The sequence below is a fragment of the Mycetocola sp. TRD_SC_2 genome (assembly GCF_055361225.1).
This window is the reverse complement of the sequence record NZ_CM143954.1, coordinates 2,324,942-2,345,352: the sequence shown is the minus strand read 5'-3', so window position 1 is coordinate 2,345,352 and position 20,411 is coordinate 2,324,942. Positions and strand designations below refer to the sequence as shown.

Genomic DNA, 20,411 nt, shown 5'->3' with positions numbered 1-20,411 from the left:
CCTGTGAATGATCGCAGGTGGGGCTCAGGCGCCGGGTGCGTAACGGTCGGCCCGCACGAGAATGACGCCCGCGAGGATGCCGACGCCACCGACGAGCTGGAGCGGCCCGGGAAGCTCGGCGAGCAGGAGCCACGACGCGAGTACAGCGAAGACGACCTCCGAGAGCCCGACGAATGAGGCGATGCGGGTGCCGAGGCGCGCCGTCGCGACAATGCCGGTGACGTACGCGGCGACGGTGGAGATGAGTGCGAGGGCGAGGATGGGCACGAGCCACGATGTCCGCATCCCGATCATCGTGACATCAGCCGTCGAGAACTCCAGGGGGAGCAGGCCGATCACTCCGCAGATCGCGACGACGATGGTGCCGATCACGAGGCCGCCGCCGGCGAGGACGAGCGGGGGGAGGTCATCGCTGATGCGGGTACCGAGAACGAAGTAGGTCGCGAGCGATACCGCGGCGAGAAGCGCCCACGCGACCCCGAGGGGATGCACCGTCTGTGCGCCCGTGAGGTCGAGCACGAACACCATCCCGACCACCGCGATCACGGTGCCGAGGATCGTGCGGATGCCGGGGCGGCGTCTCGTTTGCGCCCAGACCAGGAGGACGAGAAGAACCGGTGCCAGGTATTCGATGAGGAGGGCGACGCCGACGGACATGTACGAAACGGCGTTGAAGAAGCCGACCTGCGCGCCCGCGATGGCGACGGCGCCGTACAGTGCGATCGTGGATCCGCTCGTGCGGAGTGTGCGCCAGCGCCCGCGCATCATCCACAGGGTCGGGATCAGCAGAACGAGCGCCGCTCCGCCGACCCGGACCAGAACAGCGGCGCCGGGCGACCAGCCCGCATCCATGAGCGCTTTCGCGAACGGACCACTGAGGGCGAAGGTGAACGCAGAGACGAGGGCAACGACGATACCCGCCGCCTGCGTGCGTGAGGCGGGCCGAACGGCATCCGACTCGGTCAGAGCTGTGGTCATGCTGGGATCCGCCCGGAACGCTGACAGCGACTGTCAGGAATGAAAAAGGTTATGCTCATGACAGTAAACCCGAATCGCGTCAGGAGTCAACATGCTTTTTGCACATGACACCGAGGTGTCGCTCGCCACGGCGGCCGCGCTCATCAACACCGAGCCACAAGCGTCGCACAGCGGGGACGATGAGTTGTCGACCCCGGAGCAGGTCGTGGCATTCCTCGACAGGTTTGGCTTCACCGGATCCCGGGCCGGCGACGAGCAGGAACTCGGCGAGATGCGTGCCCTGAGGCCGCGGCTGCGGGAATTGTGGACTCGCGACAGGGACAGCGTCGTCGAGCTGATCAATGAATTCCTGCGTGAGGCGAATGCTCTGCCGCAACTCGTGCGCCACGGTGACTGGGACTGGCACCTGCACGCGACGCCGCCGAGCGCCCCGGTCGCTCAGCGAACCCTGGTGGAGACGGCGATGGCGGTCATCGATCTTGTGCGTGCCGACGAACTCTCGCGATTGCGGCTGTGCGCCGCGGACGATTGTGACGCCGCCGTCGTCGATCTCTCGCGCAACCGGTCGCGCCGCTATTGCGACGTCGGCAATTGCGGTAACCGGATGAACGTCGCCGCGTATCGGCAGAGGCTGCGCGACGCGTAAGCCCGCTCACACGTGTGAGCCGGCTCAGCCCTCGACGATGATGCCGAGCTGAGCGGCGAAGAGCTGTGCGAGCTCCGTGACCTGCACGTCGTTGACCGTCGCGCCGGCGAGTCCCTCGAGACCGTGCACAGCCCGGAAGTCGAGCCCGCGCAGGTCGACATGCTTGAGTGTGGCCCGCGTGACATCCAGCGTCTTCACGGTCGTACCGGGGAAGGCGACCCGGGTCGCGGTCACACCACCGAGGTCGAGCTCATCGATGGTGCAGTCCTCGAAAACCACGTCGGTGAGCGACGATCCGCGCAGATTCACGTAGCCGAGCTTGCACCCGCGGATGCGGACGGAGTTCCAGGTCGTGTCGAAGAGTTCGGCTGAGCCCAGGCGCGACCGCTCGAGCACGACGTCTTGCCAGCTGGAGCGCGACATCCGGAGCACGGGAGCGTTCACGCCCGACAGCGTGGTCTCGATGAACCGGGCGCCGCGCAGGTTCGCGTCATCGAGGTCGACGCCATCGAGCGCGCACTCCCGCAGCGTCACGCCGGTGAGGTCGCGGCCGCTGAAGTCGGCGCCGGTGAACGACTCCAGTTCAAAGTCCCCGTCGGTGTCGACGGATGCCGCGTCGCCTTCCTCGCGCAAAACGGTGCGCAGCGCATCGATCCTGGGCGGGTGGGTGCGGGATTTCATGTCATGCGTCCTGACTCGCGTGGCTGGCGAAAGAAAAGCCCCCGCCGTGCCGGCTGAGCCGGTCGGCGGGGGTCGATTCCGAAACGAAACTAGTCGCGGGTGATGGCGATCATGCGAAGGATTTCGAGGTACAGCCAGATGACCGTGACCATGATGCCGAACGCTCCCGTCCAGCCGAACTTGCGCGGTGCGCGGTTCTGCACACCCTTCTGGATGAAGTCGAAGTCGAGCACGAGCGAGTACGCGCCGAGAACGACGCAAAGGAGGCCGAGCACAAGACCGAGCGGAATACCGGTGCCGAGGAAATCAGCGCTGCGGAGACCGAACGCGTTGTCGGTCAAGCCGAACATCTGCATTCCGACGTTGATGAGCGAGAAGACGAGGTAGCCGACCATCGCGATCATGAAGACCTTTGTGGCCTTCTTCGACGCGCGGATCTTGCCGCTGGCAAACAGCGCGAGGGTCACACCGACGACGGTGAGGGTGGCGAGAACCGCCTGGATGACGATGCCTGACCACATCTGCTCAAAGATGAACGAGATGCCTCCGACGAACACACCCTGAGCTGCAGCGTAGGCGAGGATCAGCGGAGCGGACGGCTCCTTTTTGAAGATGTTGACCATCGCGAGGATGAAGCCGATGATCGCCGCACCGAAGACGAGGGCGGGCATCACTGCGCCGAGTGCCCAGCCGGCGACAGCGCCGACCACGAGAACGCCGAAGGCGATCCCGCTCTTCATGATGGTGTCTTCGACGGTCATCCGGTCGGGCTGCGTCGCTCCGGCAGCCGGGCGGTTGTACATGTCCTGCAGCTCGGTCGCGCTTGCCGTCTGCACGGCGAGTGCGTTTGGCTGCGTGAATGCCGGGTTTTTGAACGCCGGGTTGTTCGTTGCCATGTCTTCGTTGTTTCCTTCTCAGTCGTAACGGCTGGAATGTGGAGGGACCGCGAAGCGGAACCTGTACCCAATCTAGCGGGTCTTAGCTGTGAAACGCTGAGTACACCGGGGCTATTCCAGACGTTCATTCTGTCTGCCCTGCTCTCGAACTAGGCTCGGAATCATGACAGTATCCGGCCGAGTTCCGCCGCTCATCATCGGCCACCGTGGTGCCCCCGGGTACCGCCCGGAGCACTCGGGGTCCTCATACGAGCTCGCCCTCACGCTGGGTGCGGATGCCGTGGAGCCCGATATCGTCGCGACGAAGGACGGAATCCTCGTTCTCCGTCACGAAAACGAGATTTCAAGCACCACCGACGTTGCCTTCCGGCCGGAGTTCTCCCACCTTCGCGCAACGAAATCCGTGGACGGCACAGAGCTGACGGGGTGGTTCACCGAAGACTTCACCTGGAACGAACTCGCGACGCTGCGGGCCAAAGAGCGAATTCCCGCGATTCGCGCGTCGAGCGCGAGCTTTGACGGTTCGTCAGGAATCCTTCGATTGCGTGACCTCATTGACATCCTTGACGGCGCGTCAACGGAGAGTGGCCGGGACATCGGCATGGTCGCAGAAATCAAACATGCGACCTATTTCGCGGACGCAGGCCTTCCGCTCGATGAGTTGCTGGTATCCGAACTGGCCGGCACCCGATACGCAGACGGAACCGGCCTCGTTGTCGAGGCGTTCGAGAAGACCGTGCTGCACCAGCTCGCCGCTCGAGGGACCCCCGCCACGTACATCTATCTCATCGAGAAGAAGGGACGGCCGTTCGATGCGGTCGCCGCTCTGGGCAGGAAGGCACCCAAGTATGCCGAGACACTGACCGACGCCGGCCTCGACGCCCTCGCTGCAGACACAGTCGTCGACGGGATCAGTGTTGCCAAGTCACTGTTGTTCTCGGCCGGCGGATCGACCAACGATCTCGTGGACCGTGTCCATGCCCGTGGGCTCACTGTCTTCGCCTGGACCCTCCGGCCCGAGAACAACTTCCTCCGCAAGCCATTCCGGTCCGATGGGCCGCAGGAGGCGTTCGGGAACTGGGAGGCGGAGTTCGACGCAATCCTCCGAACCGGTATCGACGGTGTGTTCTGCGACCACCCGGACCTCGGCATTGCGGCGAGGGACGCGCTGAAGAAGTGAGCGATGTCGGATGCCCGGCCTAAACTGGAAGGGATATGGCGAGCACTCCTACCCCAGACACGCATTCAGCGACCCCGGTCATCATGGACGGGTGGAAGACGGCCGCCATCCCCGGGGCGGGTGGCGAGAAGCAGCACGGCGGGAGCCGGCTCCTCGACGGGCTCAATCCGCAGCAGCGTGAGGCCGTCGAGTATCGCGGGCAGGCGCTCCTCATCGTCGCCGGCGCCGGTTCGGGCAAGACCAGCGTGCTCACCCGCCGCATCGCGGGCCTGCTCGAAAACCGCGAGGCCTGGCCGAGCCAGATCCTCGCCATCACCTTCACCAACAAGGCAGCGGCCGAGATGCGGGAGCGCGTTCGCGCGCTCGTCGGCGGGGCGGCCGAGGGCATGTGGATCTCGACCTTCCACTCCGCGTGTGTGCGGATCCTGCGGCGTGAGGCCGAGAACTTCGGCTTCACGAGGAACTTCACCATCTACGACTCGTCCGATTCGCGCGTGCTCATCAAGCGGATCATCAAGGAGCAGGGCGCAGACGTTCTCGGGTTCACTCCGTCGAATGTCTCGGCGAAGATCTCGAAGCTCAAGAACGAACTCGCCGATGTCGACAGCTATGCCCGCAACGCCAACATGGAAGACCCCAACGAGGCAGCGTTCCTCCAGATCTTCCGGGCATACACGCGAGCGCTGACCGCCGCGAACGCCTTCGACTTCGACGACCTCATCGGCCAGACCGTCTACCTGTTCCGGGCGTTCCCGCAGGTCGCCGCTGCGTACCGCAAGCGGTTCACCCACGTACTCGTCGACGAGTACCAGGACACCAACCACGCCCAGTACGCGCTCATCCGCGAACTGACCCGGCCGCCCACCCTCGAAGACGACGCCCTCGTCGCGTCCGGCAACGGGGCATCCCTCACCGTCGTCGGTGACTCGGACCAGTCGATCTACGCCTTCCGTGGCGCCGACATTCGGAACATCGTCGAATTCGAGCGGGACTTCCCCGGCGCGAAGGTCATTCTGCTCGAGCAGAACTACCGCTCGACCCAGAACATCCTCACCGCCGCGAACTCGGTCATCGCCAACAACTTCGATCGCAAAGACAAAAAGCTGTGGACCGCGGTCGGCGACGGAGAGAAGATCGTCGGATACACCGGGTATTCCGGGCACGACGAAGCCCAGTTCGTCGCCGACGAGATCGAGAAGCTTCACCTCGCCGGCACCGCGTACAGCGACATCGCCGTGTTCTACCGCACCAACTCCCAGACCCGTGCACTTGAAGAGATCTTCATCCGGTCGGCGCTGCCGTACCGGATCATGGGCGGCACCAAGTTCTACGAGCGTGCCGAAGTGAAGGACGCCATGGCGTACCTCATCTCCGTCGCGAACCCCGCAGACATGCTCGCACTCCGGCGCGTGCTCAACACCCCGAAGCGTGGCATCGGCCCGGCGACCGAGACCGCACTGTTCAGCTTCGCCGAAGACAACGGCTTGAGCTTCCGCGAGTCGATGCGGGAGGCAACGGGCCTTGGGCTCGGCCCCAAGGTAACGAACGCCATCCTGTCGCTCTCTGCGCTGCTCGACGAAGGCGAGAAGCTCGTCGCCGAGGGCAAGGTTTCCGACGTCCTCACCCTGCTCGTGACCAAGAGCGGCTTGATCGAGGCTCTTCGTGCATCCCGCGACCCCCAGGACGAGGCTCGCGCAGAAAATATCGAAGAGCTCATCGCCGTCGCGAAGGACTTCGAGCGGAACAACCCCGATGGTGAACTCGTCGACTTCCTGACCGAGGTGTCGCTGGTCGCCGCGGCAGACGACCTTGACGACTCCAGCGGAACTGTGTCACTCATGACGCTGCACACGGCGAAGGGCCTCGAGTACGACGCTGTCTTCCTCACCGGAATCGAAGAAGATTTGCTGCCACACCGGATGTCTGCTTCTGAACCAGGCGGACCCGCCGAAGAACGGCGCCTGTTCTACGTCGGCATCACCCGCGCGCGCAAGCGGCTCTTCCTCTCCCTTGCGATGACGCGCGCCCAGTACGGCGAGACCGCCGTCGCAATGCCCAGCAGGTACCTGCAGGAGATTCCCGCCGAACTCATCGAGTGGCGTCAGTCGCCCGGGACGGCGAACTCTCGCGGCGGCAGCCAGCCGCGCGCGCTCAACGCCAATCGCTCGAAGTGGACGAGCGGAACCGGTGACGCGCTGTCAAACCGCCCGCTGACCGAGAAGCGGGACTGGCCCAACCGGATCACGAACCAGGTCCGCAACAACGGGGACCTCGAACTCGCGTCAGGGGATCGCATCCGCCATACCGACTTCGGCGACGGGCGCGTGCAGTCCGTCACCGGTGAGGGGGCGAAGCGCATCGCTCACGTCGCCTTCGACTCCGCCGGGTTCAAGAAACTGCTCATCAAAATCGCACCGATTGAGAAAATCTGATGCTGCGCACCATGTTCACGGCCAAGATCCATCGGGCTACCGTCACCCACGCCGACCTGCACTATGTCGGGTCGATCACCGTCGACCTCGACCTTCTCGACGAGGCAGACATTCTGCCGGGTGAGTTGGTGTCGATCGTCGACGTGACGAACGGAAGCCGGCTCGAGACGTACACGATCGCGGGGGAGCGGGGCAGCGGCGTGATCGGCATCAACGGCGCCGCCGCGCGACTCGTGGCCGTCGGAGACACCGTCATCCTCATCGCCTACGGGCAGATGACGACAGAAGAGGCCCGCGAGCTCGTTCCCCGGGTCGTCCACGTCGACGCCAACAATCGCGTCGTCGCGGTCGGCAGTGACCCTGCCGAAGCCGTCACGAGCGGGCTCGAGACTCCGCCCCACGCGCTGCGGGCCTAGAAACGGAAACCGGCGAAGATGAGCGGTCCGACGAAACATCGCGGCGGACTGCTCCGGCCAGAGGAGGGCGACGCCGCCCACCGGGTCACGTTCGTCGAGCTGTTCTTCGACCTCGTCTTCGTCTTCGCCGTCACCCAGATCTCACACTCCCTGATCGAGCACCAGGATCTGCTGACCCTCGCGCAGACACTCATCCTCATCGGCGCCGTCTGGCGTGTCTGGGTCGACACCACGTGGGTGACGAACTGGCTCGACCCTGATCACGGCCGGGTGCGGGGGATGTTGTTCGTCCTGATGCTTCTCGGAGTGCTGATGTCGAGCGCGATCCCCGAAGCGTTCGGCGATCGCGCGCTCCTCTTCGCCGGAACGATGGTGACGCTCCAACTCGGTCGCAGTGTCTTCACAGCCCTCGCTTTCCGGCGCACGCGACCAGACAATTACCGCAACTACCTGCGGATCATCGTCTGGAATCTGGGCACGAGTGTGCTGTGGATCAGTGGCGCCTTCGTGCCGGAGGAGACGCGACTCTGGATCTGGCTGGCGGCCGTGATCATCGACATGGCCGGGCCCCGGCTTCGCTTCGCGGTTCCAGGATTCGGGCGATCCGATGTGGACTCGTGGAACGTCTCCGGGGAACACATGGCTGAACGGGTCAGCCTCTTCCTCATCATCGTCCTCGGCGAATCCATCCTCATCACCGGCGGCTCCTTCGCCGACGGCAACCTCGGGCCGCTCGACGCCCTCGCGTTCCTCGCCGCGTTCACGAGCACCGTGCTCATGTGGCTCCTCTACTTCAACCACGGCCAGGAACACGGAAGCGACTACATCAGCGAATCGTCACGGCCCGGTGCCGTTGCCCGTGCCGCATACACCTACATCCCGATCCTCCTCGTGGTCGGCATCCTCCTGACCGCCGTCGCCGACGAGATCGTGCTCGTCCACCCACTCGGTGGCGAGGAGGGCCCCGGCCTCGAACGCTGGACCGCCGGACTCATTTGCGGGTCGAGCATCGTCTACCTCCTCGGGAACCTTCTGTTCAAGCACGCCGTCGGGCTCCGGTGGCTGAAGTCGCACCTCGCGGGTGTCGCCGGCCTTCTCGTGCTCGCGCTCACGTTCTCGACGATCGCTCCTCTGCTCCTGAGCTGGCTCGCCAACCTGATCCTCGCGGCCGTTGTCGTCTCCGACCACATCAGCCATCGCAGGCACGCGCGTGAGAGCGTCAGCCCCGGAGCCGCCTGAGGTAGTAGCGCACGGGCAGAAAGCGGATGCCGCGGGGAACCGCCGGCCAGATCGCACGCGTGATGCGGAGCATCCGGTCGAACCGGCGCTGTTGCCGTGGTGTCCAGCGGAAGCCGAACGGCTCCCGGAGACGGGGAGGAAGAAGGCCCGCGGTCACGAGCCTCACCACGGGCAGAGCCACGCGCAACCAGAGGGGCGCTCGCCGAAGGGTGAGCAGCTGCGCGGCCACGCGGGAGGCTTCCGCGGTGACGTGGAGCCTGTCCACCTCCGCGTCGAACCAGGCACGGAAGTCAGCGCGGGTCTCCGGCCAGAGTTCGGCGGGCATCTGCAGGCCGGTGCCGAGAACGGCATACTCGCGGTACAGCTCGTCCGCCGCCGGAGCAGGAAGGGGGCCGAAGACGAGATCATGGACCTGCACTGCTGTGTCGTAGAGCGTCGCCGCAACCCAGAGCTGGAGAGCGGGATCGAAAGCGGAATAGCCGGGGGAGGGGGCGCTAGCCGAATCCGACACCGGTCCGTGCGCCGCATTGACCCGACGGGCGACGGCCTGACGGTCCGCGTCTGTGCCGTAAGCCTGCGCGTAGCAATACATCAGGGTCCCGTGCAGCCGGTCCAGGGGCCGCGCCGTGAAGTCGCTGTGCGCGGCGACGCCGGCGCCGACGGCGGGGTTCGCGATCTGGAGCAGAATGGCGCGAGCACCGCCGGCGACGAGGATGGCGTCGCCTCCGATCTCGCGCAGGGTACTCACCCGCGCCACTGTAGTCGACCGCACAGCGCCCGTGTTCGGGCCTGGCCGCGACGAAGTAGAGTGGAACCGGCCCATATTTCTCTCGGCGTCGAGATACCTCACGCCGGGATCGCCAACGCGAACACCAGCATCACACCCAGCGGAACGGAAACCCACGTGGATCTTTACGAGTACCAGGCACGAGACCTGTTCGAAAAATACGAGGTCCCGGTGCTCCCGGGTATCGTCGCGGAAACGGCGGAGGAGGTGCGCGCCGCTGCTGAGAAGCTCGGCGGTGTTGTCGTCGTCAAAGCCCAGGTGAAGGTCGGAGGCCGCGGCAAGGCCGGCGGCGTCAAGGTCGCCAAGAACCCGGACGAAGCCTTCGAAGCAGCGCAGACCATCCTCGGCCTCGACATCAAGGGCCACGTCGTCAAGCGCGTCATGGTTGCCGGCGGCGCCAGGATCGCCCAGGAGTTCTACTTCTCGGTGCTGCTCGACCGGGCCAACCGGTCCTACCTGTCGCTCACGAGCGTCGAAGGTGGAGTCGAGATCGAGGTCCTCGCCGTCGAACGCCCCGAGGCACTCGCGCGTATTGAAATCGACCCGCTCGAGGGCATCGACGCTGCGAAGGCGCGCGAAATCGCCGTTGCAGCGAACTTCCCGGCCGAGCTCGTCGACAAGGTCGCCGACGTCTTCGTCAAGCTCTACAACGTCTACAAGGGTGAGGACGCGACGCTCGTCGAGGTCAACCCCCTCGTGCTCACCGAGGAGGGCGACATCATCGCCCTCGACGGCAAGGTCACGCTCGATGAGAACGCAGACTTCCGTCACGCTGCCCACGCGAAGCTCGAAGACAAGGACGCAGCCGACCCGCTCGAGGCGAAGGCCAAGGCCGCCGAACTCAACTACGTCAAGCTCGACGGCGAAGTTGGTGTCATCGGAAACGGCGCAGGCCTCGTCATGTCGACCCTCGACGTCGTCGCATACGCCGGTGAGAACCACGGCGGCGTGAAGCCGGCCAACTTCCTCGACATCGGTGGCGGAGCATCCGCAGAGGTCATGGCCGCCGGACTCGACGTCATCCTCGGTGACCCGCAGGTCAAGAGCGTCTTCGTCAACGTTTTCGGTGGAATCACCGCGTGCGACGCTGTCGCCAAGGGCATCGTCGGCGCGCTCGCCGAACTCGGTTCAGCAGCCAACAAGCCCCTCGTTGTTCGTCTCGACGGCAACAACGTCGAAGAAGGCCGACGCATCCTCAACGAGGCAAACCACCCGCTGGTCACCCTCGCGGCAACCATGGACGAAGGCGCCGACAAGGCCGCCGAGCTGGCTTCGAAGTAAAAGGACGAACGAAAACATGTCAATTTTCCTCAACAAGGACTCCAAGGTCATCGTCCAGGGCATCACCGGCGGCGAAGGCACCAAGCACACCGCCCTCATGCTCAAGGCAGGCACCAATGTCGTCGGCGGCGTGAACGCACGCAAGGCAGGCACCACCGTTCTGCACGGTGACGTGGAACTGCCCGTCTTCGGCACAGTGGCTGAGGCCATCGAGAAGACCGGCGCCGATGTGTCGATCGCTTTCGTACCGCCCGCCTTCACCAAGGACGCGGTCATCGAAGCCATCGATGCCGAGATCCCGCTTCTCGTCATCATCACCGAGGGCGTGCCCGTCGGAGACTCCGCCGAGTTCTGGGCGTACGCGCAGAAGAAGGGCAACAAGACCCGGATCATCGGACCCAACTGCCCCGGCATCATCACACCGGGCGAAGCTCTCGTCGGCATCACCCCGGCGAACATCACCGGCAAGGGCCCGATCGGCCTCGTCTCGAAGTCGGGAACACTGACCTATCAGATGATGTACGAGCTGCGTGAGATCGGCTTCTCGACCGCCATCGGTATCGGCGGAGACCCCATCATCGGAACCACACACATCGACGCGCTCGCCGCGTTCGAAGCAGACCCCGAGACCAAGGCGATCGTCATGATCGGCGAAATCGGTGGCGACGCTGAAGAGCGCGCGGCCGACTACATCAAGGCACACGTCACCAAGCCGGTCGTCGGCTACGTTGCCGGCTTCACGGCTCCTGAGGGCAAGACCATGGGCCACGCCGGCGCCATCGTCTCCGGTTCCGCAGGAACAGCCGCCGCGAAGCAGGAGGCCCTCGAGGCCGCAGGCGTCAAGGTCGGCAAGACGCCTTCCGAGACCGCACGCCTGATGCGGGAGATCATCGCCGGGCTGTAACGAGCCAGCACGAAAACTACGCGAGGGCGGCAGGAAACTGCCGCCCTCGTCGTGTTCAACCCGGCTCCCCGCCCCTGGCCAGCTAAACTTCGAGTCGAATGAACCGCACAACAGTCGCCATGCTCGCCGCGCTCGAGGCGCTCATCACCGTCGCCATCGGCATCGGTATCTCTCTCGTCCCCCTCACCATCCTCTGGGCCGTCGAAGCGGGTTTCTCCCTCGACTGGATGCTGTTCTGGCAGGGGGCCGTCGACATCTGGCTCCTCGGAAACGGTGTCGACCTCTCGGTGACTCTTCCCGCCGGAGTCGTCGCAGCGACCGGCCTCGCTGCAGCGAGTGACCCGTTCCCCGTCACGATTGCTCCGCTCGCCCTGACCCTCTTCATCGTGATCATGGGAGCCCGCGCCGGCATCCGGGCGGCCGCGACGCGTTACTGGCAGACCGCCGTGCTTTCCGGCCTCGGCACCGTACTTGTGCTCAACGCCCTCGCGGCTCTCAGCGCGCAGGGTGAATTGCTGCGTCCTTCGGTGCTCCAGGCGCTTCTCCTGCCGATGCTCGTTTATGGCCTCGGCCTCACCATCGGTGTCGTGCGCGGAATGCACCGAATACCCGATGGCCGCGGTGGCGCGGTCGGCCGGCTCCTGACCGGTGTGCAGGACCGCCTCGACGAACGCTTCGACCGGACCGACCGGGCCGTGGCCGCCGCCGCATTCCGGGGTGGCTTCGCCGCCGTCACCGGAATCATCGGGGTCTCTGCCGTGCTCTTCGCCGTTCTGATCCTCGCCAATTTCGGTGTGGTGACGAGCCTGTACCAGGGCTCCCAGCTCGGAGGGATCGGGGGAGCGGCAATGACCATCGCGCAACTCGCGTTCATTCCGAACCTTGTTCTCTGGGTAGCGTCCTGGCTCGTCGGACCCGGGTTCGCGCTCGGCGCAGGCAGCGCGATCTCGCCGGTGAACACGGTCGTCGGCCCCGTGCCCGGGCTGCCGATCCTCGGCGCGATTCCCAGTGGCGACTTCGCGTTCGGGTTCGTCGGCCTGCTCGTGCCGGTGCTGATCGGCTTCTTCGCGGCGTCCCTCGTTCGGCCCCGCCTCGTCGCAGCTCTCGCGGGGCGGCCGCTCGTCGTCCGGCTGCTCATCGCAGCGGTGGGAATCGGCGTCATCGCCGGGCTGATCCTCGGTCTTCTGGCCTGGTTCTCCGGTGGAGCCATCGGCCCTGGCCGGCTCGCTGTCGTGGGTCCGAACCCGCTCCTGGTCGGTGTGTTCTGTGCCATCGAAGTGGCGATCGCCGCTGCGATCGGCATGGCATCCGGAAGCACTAAGCCTGAGACGGCCCCCGCCGCGTCCCGGTTGAGGACCGCGGAACGAGCACGGTAGCGCTCCGACATCTGGCCGGTGCGTGGCCTCGCCCACCGGTAGAATCGGCACGTGCTCTCAATCGTCGTGCTGATCTCGGGCACGGGGTCCAATCTCCGTGCTCTCCTCGAAGCTTCCGCAGACGCTGAGTACCCGGCGCGCGTGATCGCCGTCGGTGCGGACCGCGAAGCCCCGGGGCTCGCGCACGCCGAAGAGTTCGGAGTGCCGACTTTCCTCGTGCCATACAGCTCCTACGAATCGCGGGAGGCATGGGGTGCCGCCCTCCTCGAGCAGATCCGGGTCTGGAACCCGGACCTCGTCGTGCTCAGCGGCCTCATGCGGCTCCTGCCATCCGGCGTCGTCGACGCTCTCTCTCCCCACCTGATCAACACCCACCCGGCGTACCTGCCCGAATTTCCGGGGGCACACGGGGTGCGGGATGCCATCCGCGCCGGAGTCGACCAGTCCGGAGCATCCATCATCGTCGTCGACAACGGAGTCGACCAGGGACCGATCATCGTCCAGGAACGCGTCGCCGTTCTCCCGGGCGACACCGAACACGATCTCCACGAACGCATCAAACCCGTCGAACGTCGACTGCTCGTGCAGACGGTCCTCGACATCGCCAACGGACTCGACCTCGGCGCGCTGTCGACGAGACCCCTTCCCGCATCAATCAAGGAGTAGACCATGGCAGGCCCCAGCCACGACAGAAGCCTCTACCGCGAACGCGACATCGTTCCGATCCAGCGAGCGCTCATCTCGGTCAGCGACAAGACCGGACTGATCGATCTCGCCCGAGCACTCGCGGGTGCAGGTGTCGAGATCGTCTCGACCGGGTCCACCGCACAGACCATTCGGGATGCCGGATTCGACGTCACCGACGTGGCATCCGTCACCGGGTTCCCCGAGTCGCTCGACGGTCGCGTCAAGACGCTTCACCCGTCGGTCCACGCAGGCCTCCTCGCCGACCTGCGCCTCGCGTCACACGAACAGCAGCTCGATGAACTCGGAGTTGAGCCGTTCCAGCTCGTCGTCGTCAACCTGTACCCCTTCGTCGAGACCGTCGCGAGCGGGGCAGAGAATGACGATGTCGTCGAACAGATCGACATCGGCGGGCCGGCGATGGTTCGCGCCGCCGCAAAGAACCACCCGAACGTCGCCATCGTCGTCTCTCCCGAGAGCTACGGAGAGGTCATCGAAGCGGTCAAGGCAGGCGGCACCAGCCTTGTCCAGCGCCGGGAACTCGCCGCACGGGCGTTCTCGCACACCGCCGCGTACGACACAGCGGTTGCCGGCTGGTTCACCGACACCGCCGAGGGGTTCGGTGCTTCGCTCACCATCCAGGCCGAGCTCGCGCACGTGCTGCGGTACGGAGAGAACTCGCACCAGGAGGCAGCGCTGTACCTGCGGGCAGGTGGGCAGGGCATCGCCCAGGCGACACAACTCGGCGGCAAAGAGATGAGCTACAACAACTTCGTCGACGCCGACGCTGCTGTGCGGGCAGCATACGATTTCAGCGAACCGGCCGTCGCGATCATCAAGCACGCGAACCCCTGCGGGATCGCCGTCGCGGCCCCCAAGGCACCGGATGCCATCGCCTCGGCACACAGCCGCGCCCACGCCTGCGACCCGGTCTCGGCCTTCGGCGGAGTAATCGCCGCCAACCGCATGGTCACTCTCAAGATGGCCGAGACCATCCGGGAGATCTTCACCGAGGTGCTCGTCGCCCCCGGGTTCGATGAAGACGCGCTCGACGTGCTCCGCACGAAGAAGAACCTGCGACTTCTGCAGTTGCCTGACGGTTTCGCTCCCGAACCGCTCGAGGCGAAACAGGTCTCCGGCGGCATCCTCGTCCAGCAGGCCGACCGCTTCCCGCGCGAATCGGTCAGCTCCACCTGGACACTCGCATCCGGGGAAGCGGCAGACGCCGAGACGCTCGCCGACCTCGCCTTCGCGTGGAAGGCATGCCGGTCCGTGAAGTCGAATGCGATCCTGCTCGCCAACGCCGGGGCATCCGTCGGTGTGGGCATGGGACAGGTCAATCGGGTCGACTCGTGCCACCTCGCGGTCAACCGTGCCGGTGACAGGGCCGCCGGTTCCGTCGCGGCGTCTGACGCGTTCTTCCCGTTCGCCGACGGATTGCAGGTGCTCCTCGACGCCGGAGTGCGTGCCGTTGTTCAGCCGGGTGGGTCAGTGCGTGACCCCGAGGTCATCGCTGCGGCGCAGGCCGCAGGGGTGACGATGTACTTCACCGGAGAGCGCCACTTCTTCCACTGAGGCCGGTGAAGGGCTTCAGTCGCAGGCCGCTAGGCTGAAGCCCATGACACTTTCGTGGGGCCGCCGGCTCGTTTCCTCGTTCCTGGCCGCCCTCAGCGTTGCGGTCCTCACCCACGCCGCGAGCGTCTTCCTCTTCTTCGTCTCGCAGCAGTACCAGCCGACGACGCTGCCGCAGGTCAGCGACTTCTACTTCTTCTCGACGCTGTTCAGCATCGTGCTGCTCTTCGTCTTCGCGCTGGTCGGCGGCTTCACGCGCTGGTACACGGCGCTCGCCTCCGGGCTCTTCACCGCCATCGTGGCGTGCCTGATCGGCACAGGGATCTCGACCCTGGCCCAGGGGTTCGCGATCGACTCGGACACCATCTCCTACCTGTGGGGCACCTTCCTCACCCTCAACGGCGTCTATGTCATCGTCGCGTCGATCCTCGCCGCAACCGTGGGCCGCGCCGTCTATCACCGGGCCATCGCTTTCAGGACCGGAATCGAGGAGGGCGCGGAACGTCGCATCGCGCTCGTGCGGATGCCGGCCGGGAACCTCGCCGAGGGACAGCTCACCCACCTCGAACGCACTGATGTCGACACCGAACTGGCTGACAAGCAGTGGGACGGTTACGTCGCTGCCCTCGAGGACAACGGCTGGACGACGCGCGAGGTATCGTTCGCTGACACACTGCCGGACTCCGTCTTCGTCGAGGACACCCTCGTGCTGCTCGGGAGCACTGCCGTCGTCACACGCCCGGGAGCCAAGAGCCGCCGCGAAGAGAACGACGCCGCAGAGCAGACCGCTCAGGACCTCGGGCTCACGATCGAACGGATCATGAGCCCAGGCACCCTCGAGGGCGGCGATGTGCTGAAGGTCGGGACAACCCTCTACGTCGGCCGGTCCAGCAGGACCAATGCAGACGGCATCCGTCAGTTGCGCGCCATCGCCACCAAACTGGGCTACACGGTTGTCGTCGTTCCGGTGACCCGTGCGCTGCACCTCAAGTCGACGGTCACCGCTCTGCCGGACGGCACAATCCTCGGGCATCCTGACCTCGTTGAGGACCCCGCATTCTTCCCGCACTTCGTCGAGGTTCCGGAGCGGGAAGGCGTCGCCGTCGTCGTGCTCACCGAGGACACGCTCCTCGTGTCGGCGGCCGCGCCGAAGACCGCCAGCCTCCTCGAAGACCGTGGCTACACGGTCGTTCCCGTCGACATCAGCGAGTTCGAGAAGCTCGAGGGATGCGTGACCTGCCTCTCGGTGCGGGTTCGATAGCCCGAAAAAAGTTCTTGCCTCGCATGCGACGCCAGTAATAGGGTTGAGGGCTGTCGCGATGCGGTTCCTGCCGCTTGGCGAACGCAGTTGAGGACACACTCAACGGGCTCGAGGAGGATTGTCATGACGTATTCCAGCACGCCGGCACCAGTAGCGGCGATCACCGACGTCGCAATCCGAAGCGCCTCTCCCGGGCGCCGCCCGGCCGGATCCTAGGCCGGTACCGCTCCGCGCTGTGGCGCACCCTGTGTTCGATTCCTGAGATCAGGAATCCTCTCTCTCCGTTCCGCGTTCAGGCAAGGAACGTCTCCCCATTTCCGGGTATGTGCAGCGTTGTCCGCCGTGACCACGCAGGAAGACCAGTTTCCCCATGTCTCGTCAACCTGACGACAAGAAGTCCCACCAGTCCGAGCTGTCGACCGCTCGAGCACTCTGGCGAATTCTGCCCTACGCCCGTAAGGCACTGCCGCGGATCTCGCTCGGCATGGGCGCTGCCCTTGCGGCAGGCCTTGTGGCGCTCGGGATTCCGCTGATCCTCGAGAGCCTCGTCGACGGCCCGTTGTCGACGGGGGACACCTCCCAGATCTGGTGGGCGGTCCTCGCGGTGCTCGGGCTCGGTGTGCTCGAGGCGGCGATGATCGCGTTGCGGCGGTGGTTCGTGCTCAAGCCGGGCACATACGTCGAAGCCGGAATGCGGAACGCCCTGTACGCCCGCCTGCAGGACCTGCCGGTGTCATTCCATGACCGGTGGCAGTCCGGCCAGTTGCTGTCGCGTGCCGTCAGCGACCTGAACCTCATCCGGCGCTGGCTGTCGTTCGGTCTCGTGCTCCTCGTCGTCAACGCGGTGACCGTCGTCATCGGCGCCGTCGTGTTGTTCTACTGGCACTGGTTGCTCGGGCTGATCTTCCTCGTCCTCGCCGTGCCGATCTGGATCTACGGCTTCGTCTTCGAGAAGAAGTACTCGATCATCGCGCGTCGCAGCCAGGACCAGGCAGGTGACCTCGCGACCGCCGTCGAGGAATCGGTTCACGGCATCCGTGTGCTCAAGGCATTCGGCCGCGGCAAGTACGCTCTGCGCAATTTCGAGTCCCAGGCGGAGAGCCTGCGCGGAACCGAGATCGAGAAGGCAAAGGCGATCGCCGGGATCTGGCTGTGGCTGCTGTTGCTGCCTGACGTGGCGTTCGCCCTGTGTCTGCTCACCGGTGTCTGGCTCGCGTCCACGGGCGAGATCACCGTCGGGCAGTTGTTCGCGTTCTTCGCGACGGCGACGGTGCTGCGGTTCCCGATCGAGTCGATCGGGTTCCTGCTCTCGATGACGTTCGACACGCGCTCGGCCACCGACCGGTTCTTCGAGGTGCTCGACACTCCGAACACGATCACCGATCCCGAGAACCCCACAACGATCGCGGACGTTCGGGGCCGGCTCAGCTTCGAGAACACCCACTTCCGGTACCAGGACTCGCCCGCGGATGTCCCCGACCTCCTGAACGGCGTGACGCTGACGCTCGAGCCGGGGGAGACCATGGCCCTTGTCGGGCTCACGGGATCGGGCAAGTCCACCCTGACCGCGCTCACCACGCGCCTGTACGACGTCACCGGTGGCGCTGTGACGCTCGACGGTGTCGACGTCCGCGACCTCACGCGGGAAGAACTGCGCAGGCACATCGCGATGGCGTTCGAGGACGCGACGCTGTTCTCGGCATCCGTTCGCGAGAACATCCTCCTCGGGCGTGGCGATCTCGACCCGCACAGTGCTGAAGCGAACGCGGTGCTCGACGAAGCACTCGACATCGCGCAGGCGAATTTCGTGCGCGACCTCCCCGACGGCGTCGAAACGACGGTCGGCGAGGAGGGGCTGAGCCTCTCCGGCGGCCAGCGCCAGCGACTCGCTCTCGCCCGTGCGGTTGCGGCGAAACCTGCCGTGCTCGTGCTCGACGACCCGCTGTCGGCTCTGGACGTCGACACCGAGGCGCTCGTCGAGGCCGCGCTGCGGCGCGTTCTCGCCTCGACGACGGCGCTCATCGTCGCGCACAGGCCATCCACGGTGATGCTCGCCGACCGGGTCGCGCTCCTCGAGAACGGCGAAGTGACGGCCGTCGGGCGTCACAGCGACCTCCTCGTGAGCAGCGAGCACTACAAATTCGTGATCTCAAGCCTCGAAGACGAAGAACGGCGTGAGGCCGCCGAGAAGATCGACAAGACTCTCGACGAAGCGGCGAGCACAGACACAGTGGAGGCGGGAGCATGAGCACGAGCACAGTTTCTGGCGTCGAGGGTGAGGAACGCGACGACTTCACCAAGCAGGAGAGCGCACACATCCGGTCCCGGTCGCTGCGGCTCCTCGGGTCGCTCCTTCTGCCGCTGCGGCTGCGCGTCGTCCTCACGATGCTCGTCGTCGTGGTGTCGACCGCATCGCAAGTGGCGGGCCCAGCGCTCATCGCCTTCGGCATCGACCGCGGCCTGCCCGCCGTGCTCGAGCGCAACGACTGGATGCCGGCGTTCCTCATCGTCGGTCTCTACCTGATCACCGGTGTGATCGGTGCTGGTCTCATGGCCTGGTACACCGTTCTCAGCGCGAGGATCAGCCAGGCCATCCTGATCGACCTCCGCAAGCGTGTGTTCCTGCACACCCAGCGGCTGAGCCTCGAGTTCCACGAGAGCTACACCTCCGGGCGGATCATCTCGCGCCAGACGAGCGACCTCGACGCCATCAAGGAACTCCTCGACTCTGGCATCAACCAGCTCGTGTCCGGGTTCCTCTACATGCTGTTCACAGGCATCGCGCTGTTCCTCCTCGACGGCACCAGCGGACTCGTTCTGCTCGGCGCGCTCGTACCGCTGTACTTCCTCACCCGCTGGTTCCAGAAACGATCCCAGACGCTGTTCCGCCAGTCGCGCGTGGCATCCGCCAAGGTCATCGTGCAGTTCGTCGAGACGATGACCGGCATCCGTGCCGTGAAGGCGTTCCGCAAGGAGAAGCGCAACGAGAAGCAGTTCGGGCAGCTCGTCGAGGACTACCGCGACGTCAACGCCCGGGTGATCCAGCTCTTCGGCGTCTTCGACCCGGGGCTCGTGCTCATCGGCAACGTCGCGGTCGCCACCGTCCTCCTCGTCGGCGCCTTCCGCGTCGTCGACGGCTCGCTCGCCATCGGTGCGCTCCTCGCCGTCGTGCTCTACACCCGCCGGTTCTTCGACCCGATGGAGGAGATGGCGATGTTCTACAACTCGTACCAGTCGGCCGCCGCGGCACTCGAGAAGATCTCGGGTGTGCTCGAGGAGAAGCCCACGGTGCCTGACCCGGTCGAACCCGTCGACCTTTGGAAGGCACGCGGTCACGTGAACTTCGACAACGTGACGTTCGCATACAAGGGCGACCAGGTCGTGCTCCCGAACTTCACGCTCGATATGCCGGCAGGGCAGACCATCGCCCTCGTCGGGTCCACGGGCGCGGGCAAGTCCACGCTGGCGAAGCTCATCTCGCGGTTCTACGACCCGACGGAAGGTACCGTCACCCTCGACGGAGTCGACCTGCGCAAGCTGCACCCCAAGGACCTGCGCCGCGCGATCGTCATGGTCACGCAGGAGGCTTACCTGTTCTCCGGCTCGGTCGCCGACAACATCGCGATCGGCAAACCGGATGCCACTGCGGAGGAAATCACGGCGGCCGCGAAGGCGGTCGGTGCCGATGAGTTCATCCGTTCGCTTCCGAACGGGTACGACACCGACGTCAACAAGCGCGGAGGACGGGTGTCCGCTGGCCAGCGCCAGCTCATCTCGTTCGCCCGTGCTTTTCTCGCTGACCCGGCGGTCCTCATCCTGGACGAGGCGACGGCGTCGCTGGACATCCCCAGCGAGCGGCTCGTGCAGGAAGCGCTGCAGACACTTCTCGCCGACCGCACCGCGGTGATCATCGCGCACCGGCTCTCGACCGTCGCGATCGCCGACCGGGTGCTCGTGATGGAACACGGCCGGATCGTCGAAGACGGCACCCCGCGTGACCTCATCGCGGGAACCGGTCGGTTCGCCCAGCTGCACGCCGCCTGGCGGGACTCGCTGGTCTAGCGTTCGTGAACGTTTG

The 20,411-nt window shown here is 65.6% G+C and carries 17 protein-coding genes; 13 read left to right on the top strand and 4 right to left on the bottom strand.

Going from position 1 to position 20,411, the window contains the following annotated elements; all coding sequences use genetic code 11:
* Positions 1-24 precede the first annotated feature (24 nt).
* Positions 25-978: an EamA family transporter gene (locus ACWA1Q_RS11245; protein WP_463757433.1), complete on the bottom strand. Its 954-nt coding sequence runs from the start codon at positions 976-978 to the stop codon at positions 25-27.
* A gap of 91 nt (positions 979-1,069) precedes the next feature.
* Between ACWA1Q_RS11245 and ACWA1Q_RS11240 the strand changes: the two genes are divergently transcribed.
* Positions 1,070-1,624 (top strand): CGNR zinc finger domain-containing protein, encoded by a 555-nt coding sequence (locus tag ACWA1Q_RS11240; protein ID WP_463757431.1) that lies wholly within the window; start codon positions 1,070-1,072, stop codon positions 1,622-1,624.
* A gap of 24 nt (positions 1,625-1,648) precedes the next feature.
* On the opposite strand, the gene ACWA1Q_RS11235 is transcribed toward ACWA1Q_RS11240, so the two are convergent.
* Together ACWA1Q_RS11235 and ACWA1Q_RS11230 are read right to left on the bottom strand one after the other, a co-directional pair.
* Positions 1,649-2,305, bottom strand: coding sequence for a pentapeptide repeat-containing protein (locus tag ACWA1Q_RS11235; RefSeq protein WP_463757430.1), 657 nt, complete (start codon positions 2,303-2,305; stop codon positions 1,649-1,651).
* 89 nt (positions 2,306-2,394) lie between these two features.
* Positions 2,395-3,201, bottom strand: a complete 807-nt coding sequence (locus ACWA1Q_RS11230) for a Bax inhibitor-1/YccA family protein (RefSeq protein ID WP_463757428.1) — start codon at positions 3,199-3,201, stop codon at positions 2,395-2,397.
* A gap of 163 nt (positions 3,202-3,364) precedes the next feature.
* Between ACWA1Q_RS11230 and ACWA1Q_RS11225 the strand changes: the two genes are divergently transcribed.
* Genes ACWA1Q_RS11225 through ACWA1Q_RS11210 form a run of 4 tightly spaced genes read left to right on the top strand, consistent with a single transcriptional unit; the run spans position 3,365 to position 8,468 of the window.
* Positions 3,365-4,381, top strand: coding sequence for a glycerophosphodiester phosphodiesterase family protein (locus tag ACWA1Q_RS11225; protein ID WP_463757426.1), 1,017 nt, complete (start codon positions 3,365-3,367; stop codon positions 4,379-4,381).
* A 35-nt stretch (positions 4,382-4,416) separates the two neighbouring features.
* A complete protein-coding gene (locus ACWA1Q_RS11220; RefSeq protein ID WP_463757424.1) occupies positions 4,417-6,813 on the top strand; it encodes an ATP-dependent helicase in 2,397 nt (798 codons plus the stop codon).
* The gene (gene panD, locus ACWA1Q_RS11215; RefSeq protein WP_463757422.1) at positions 6,813-7,229 is read left to right on the top strand and encodes an aspartate 1-decarboxylase; all 417 of its coding nucleotides are present in this window, start codon (positions 6,813-6,815) and stop codon (positions 7,227-7,229) included. The genes ACWA1Q_RS11220 and panD overlap by 1 nt, the downstream gene beginning before the upstream one ends.
* An 18-nt stretch (positions 7,230-7,247) precedes the next feature.
* Positions 7,248-8,468, top strand: a complete 1,221-nt coding sequence (locus ACWA1Q_RS11210; protein WP_463757420.1) for a low temperature requirement protein A — start codon at positions 7,248-7,250, stop codon at positions 8,466-8,468.
* Here ACWA1Q_RS11210 and ACWA1Q_RS11205 read toward each other — a convergent pair.
* Positions 8,449-9,216: an oxygenase MpaB family protein gene (locus tag ACWA1Q_RS11205; RefSeq protein WP_463757418.1), complete on the bottom strand. Its 768-nt coding sequence runs from the start codon at positions 9,214-9,216 to the stop codon at positions 8,449-8,451. The genes ACWA1Q_RS11210 and ACWA1Q_RS11205 overlap by 20 nt on opposite strands.
* Positions 9,217-9,372: 156 nt before the next feature.
* Between ACWA1Q_RS11205 and sucC the strand changes: the two genes are divergently transcribed.
* The 8 genes from sucC (at position 9,373) to ACWA1Q_RS11165 (ending at position 20,395) form a co-directional block, all read left to right on the top strand.
* Entirely contained in the window at positions 9,373-10,536 is a 1,164-nt protein-coding gene (gene sucC / locus ACWA1Q_RS11200; protein ID WP_463757417.1) for an ADP-forming succinate--CoA ligase subunit beta, read from the top strand.
* A 16-nt stretch (positions 10,537-10,552) separates the two neighbouring features.
* The gene (gene sucD, locus ACWA1Q_RS11195) at positions 10,553-11,440 is read left to right on the top strand and encodes a succinate--CoA ligase subunit alpha (RefSeq protein WP_463757415.1); all 888 of its coding nucleotides are present in this window, start codon (positions 10,553-10,555) and stop codon (positions 11,438-11,440) included.
* A gap of 98 nt (positions 11,441-11,538) precedes the next feature.
* On the top strand, positions 11,539-12,816 hold the full coding sequence (locus ACWA1Q_RS11190; RefSeq protein ID WP_463757414.1) for a cell division protein PerM: 1,278 nt from the start codon (positions 11,539-11,541) through the stop codon (positions 12,814-12,816).
* Positions 12,817-12,867: 51 nt separating this feature from the next.
* The gene (purN, locus tag ACWA1Q_RS11185) at positions 12,868-13,482 is read left to right on the top strand and encodes a phosphoribosylglycinamide formyltransferase (RefSeq protein WP_463757413.1); all 615 of its coding nucleotides are present in this window, start codon (positions 12,868-12,870) and stop codon (positions 13,480-13,482) included.
* A gap of 3 nt (positions 13,483-13,485) precedes the next feature.
* A complete protein-coding gene (purH, locus tag ACWA1Q_RS11180; RefSeq protein ID WP_463757411.1) occupies positions 13,486-15,075 on the top strand; it encodes a bifunctional phosphoribosylaminoimidazolecarboxamide formyltransferase/IMP cyclohydrolase in 1,590 nt (529 codons plus the stop codon).
* Positions 15,076-15,118: 43 nt separating this feature from the next.
* Positions 15,119-16,333 carry a dimethylargininase gene (gene ddaH, locus ACWA1Q_RS11175; protein ID WP_463757410.1) on the top strand — a complete coding sequence of 405 codons (1,215 nt, stop codon included), beginning with the start codon at positions 15,119-15,121 and terminating at the stop codon, positions 16,331-16,333.
* 370 nt (positions 16,334-16,703) lie between these two features.
* The gene (locus tag ACWA1Q_RS11170) at positions 16,704-18,581 is read left to right on the top strand and encodes an ABC transporter ATP-binding protein (RefSeq protein WP_463757408.1); all 1,878 of its coding nucleotides are present in this window, start codon (positions 16,704-16,706) and stop codon (positions 18,579-18,581) included.
* The gene (locus tag ACWA1Q_RS11165) at positions 18,578-20,395 is read left to right on the top strand and encodes an ABC transporter ATP-binding protein (RefSeq protein WP_463757406.1); all 1,818 of its coding nucleotides are present in this window, start codon (positions 18,578-18,580) and stop codon (positions 20,393-20,395) included. Before ACWA1Q_RS11170 ends, ACWA1Q_RS11165 begins: the two co-directional genes overlap by 4 nt.
* The last annotated feature ends 16 nt before the right edge of the window (positions 20,396-20,411 follow it).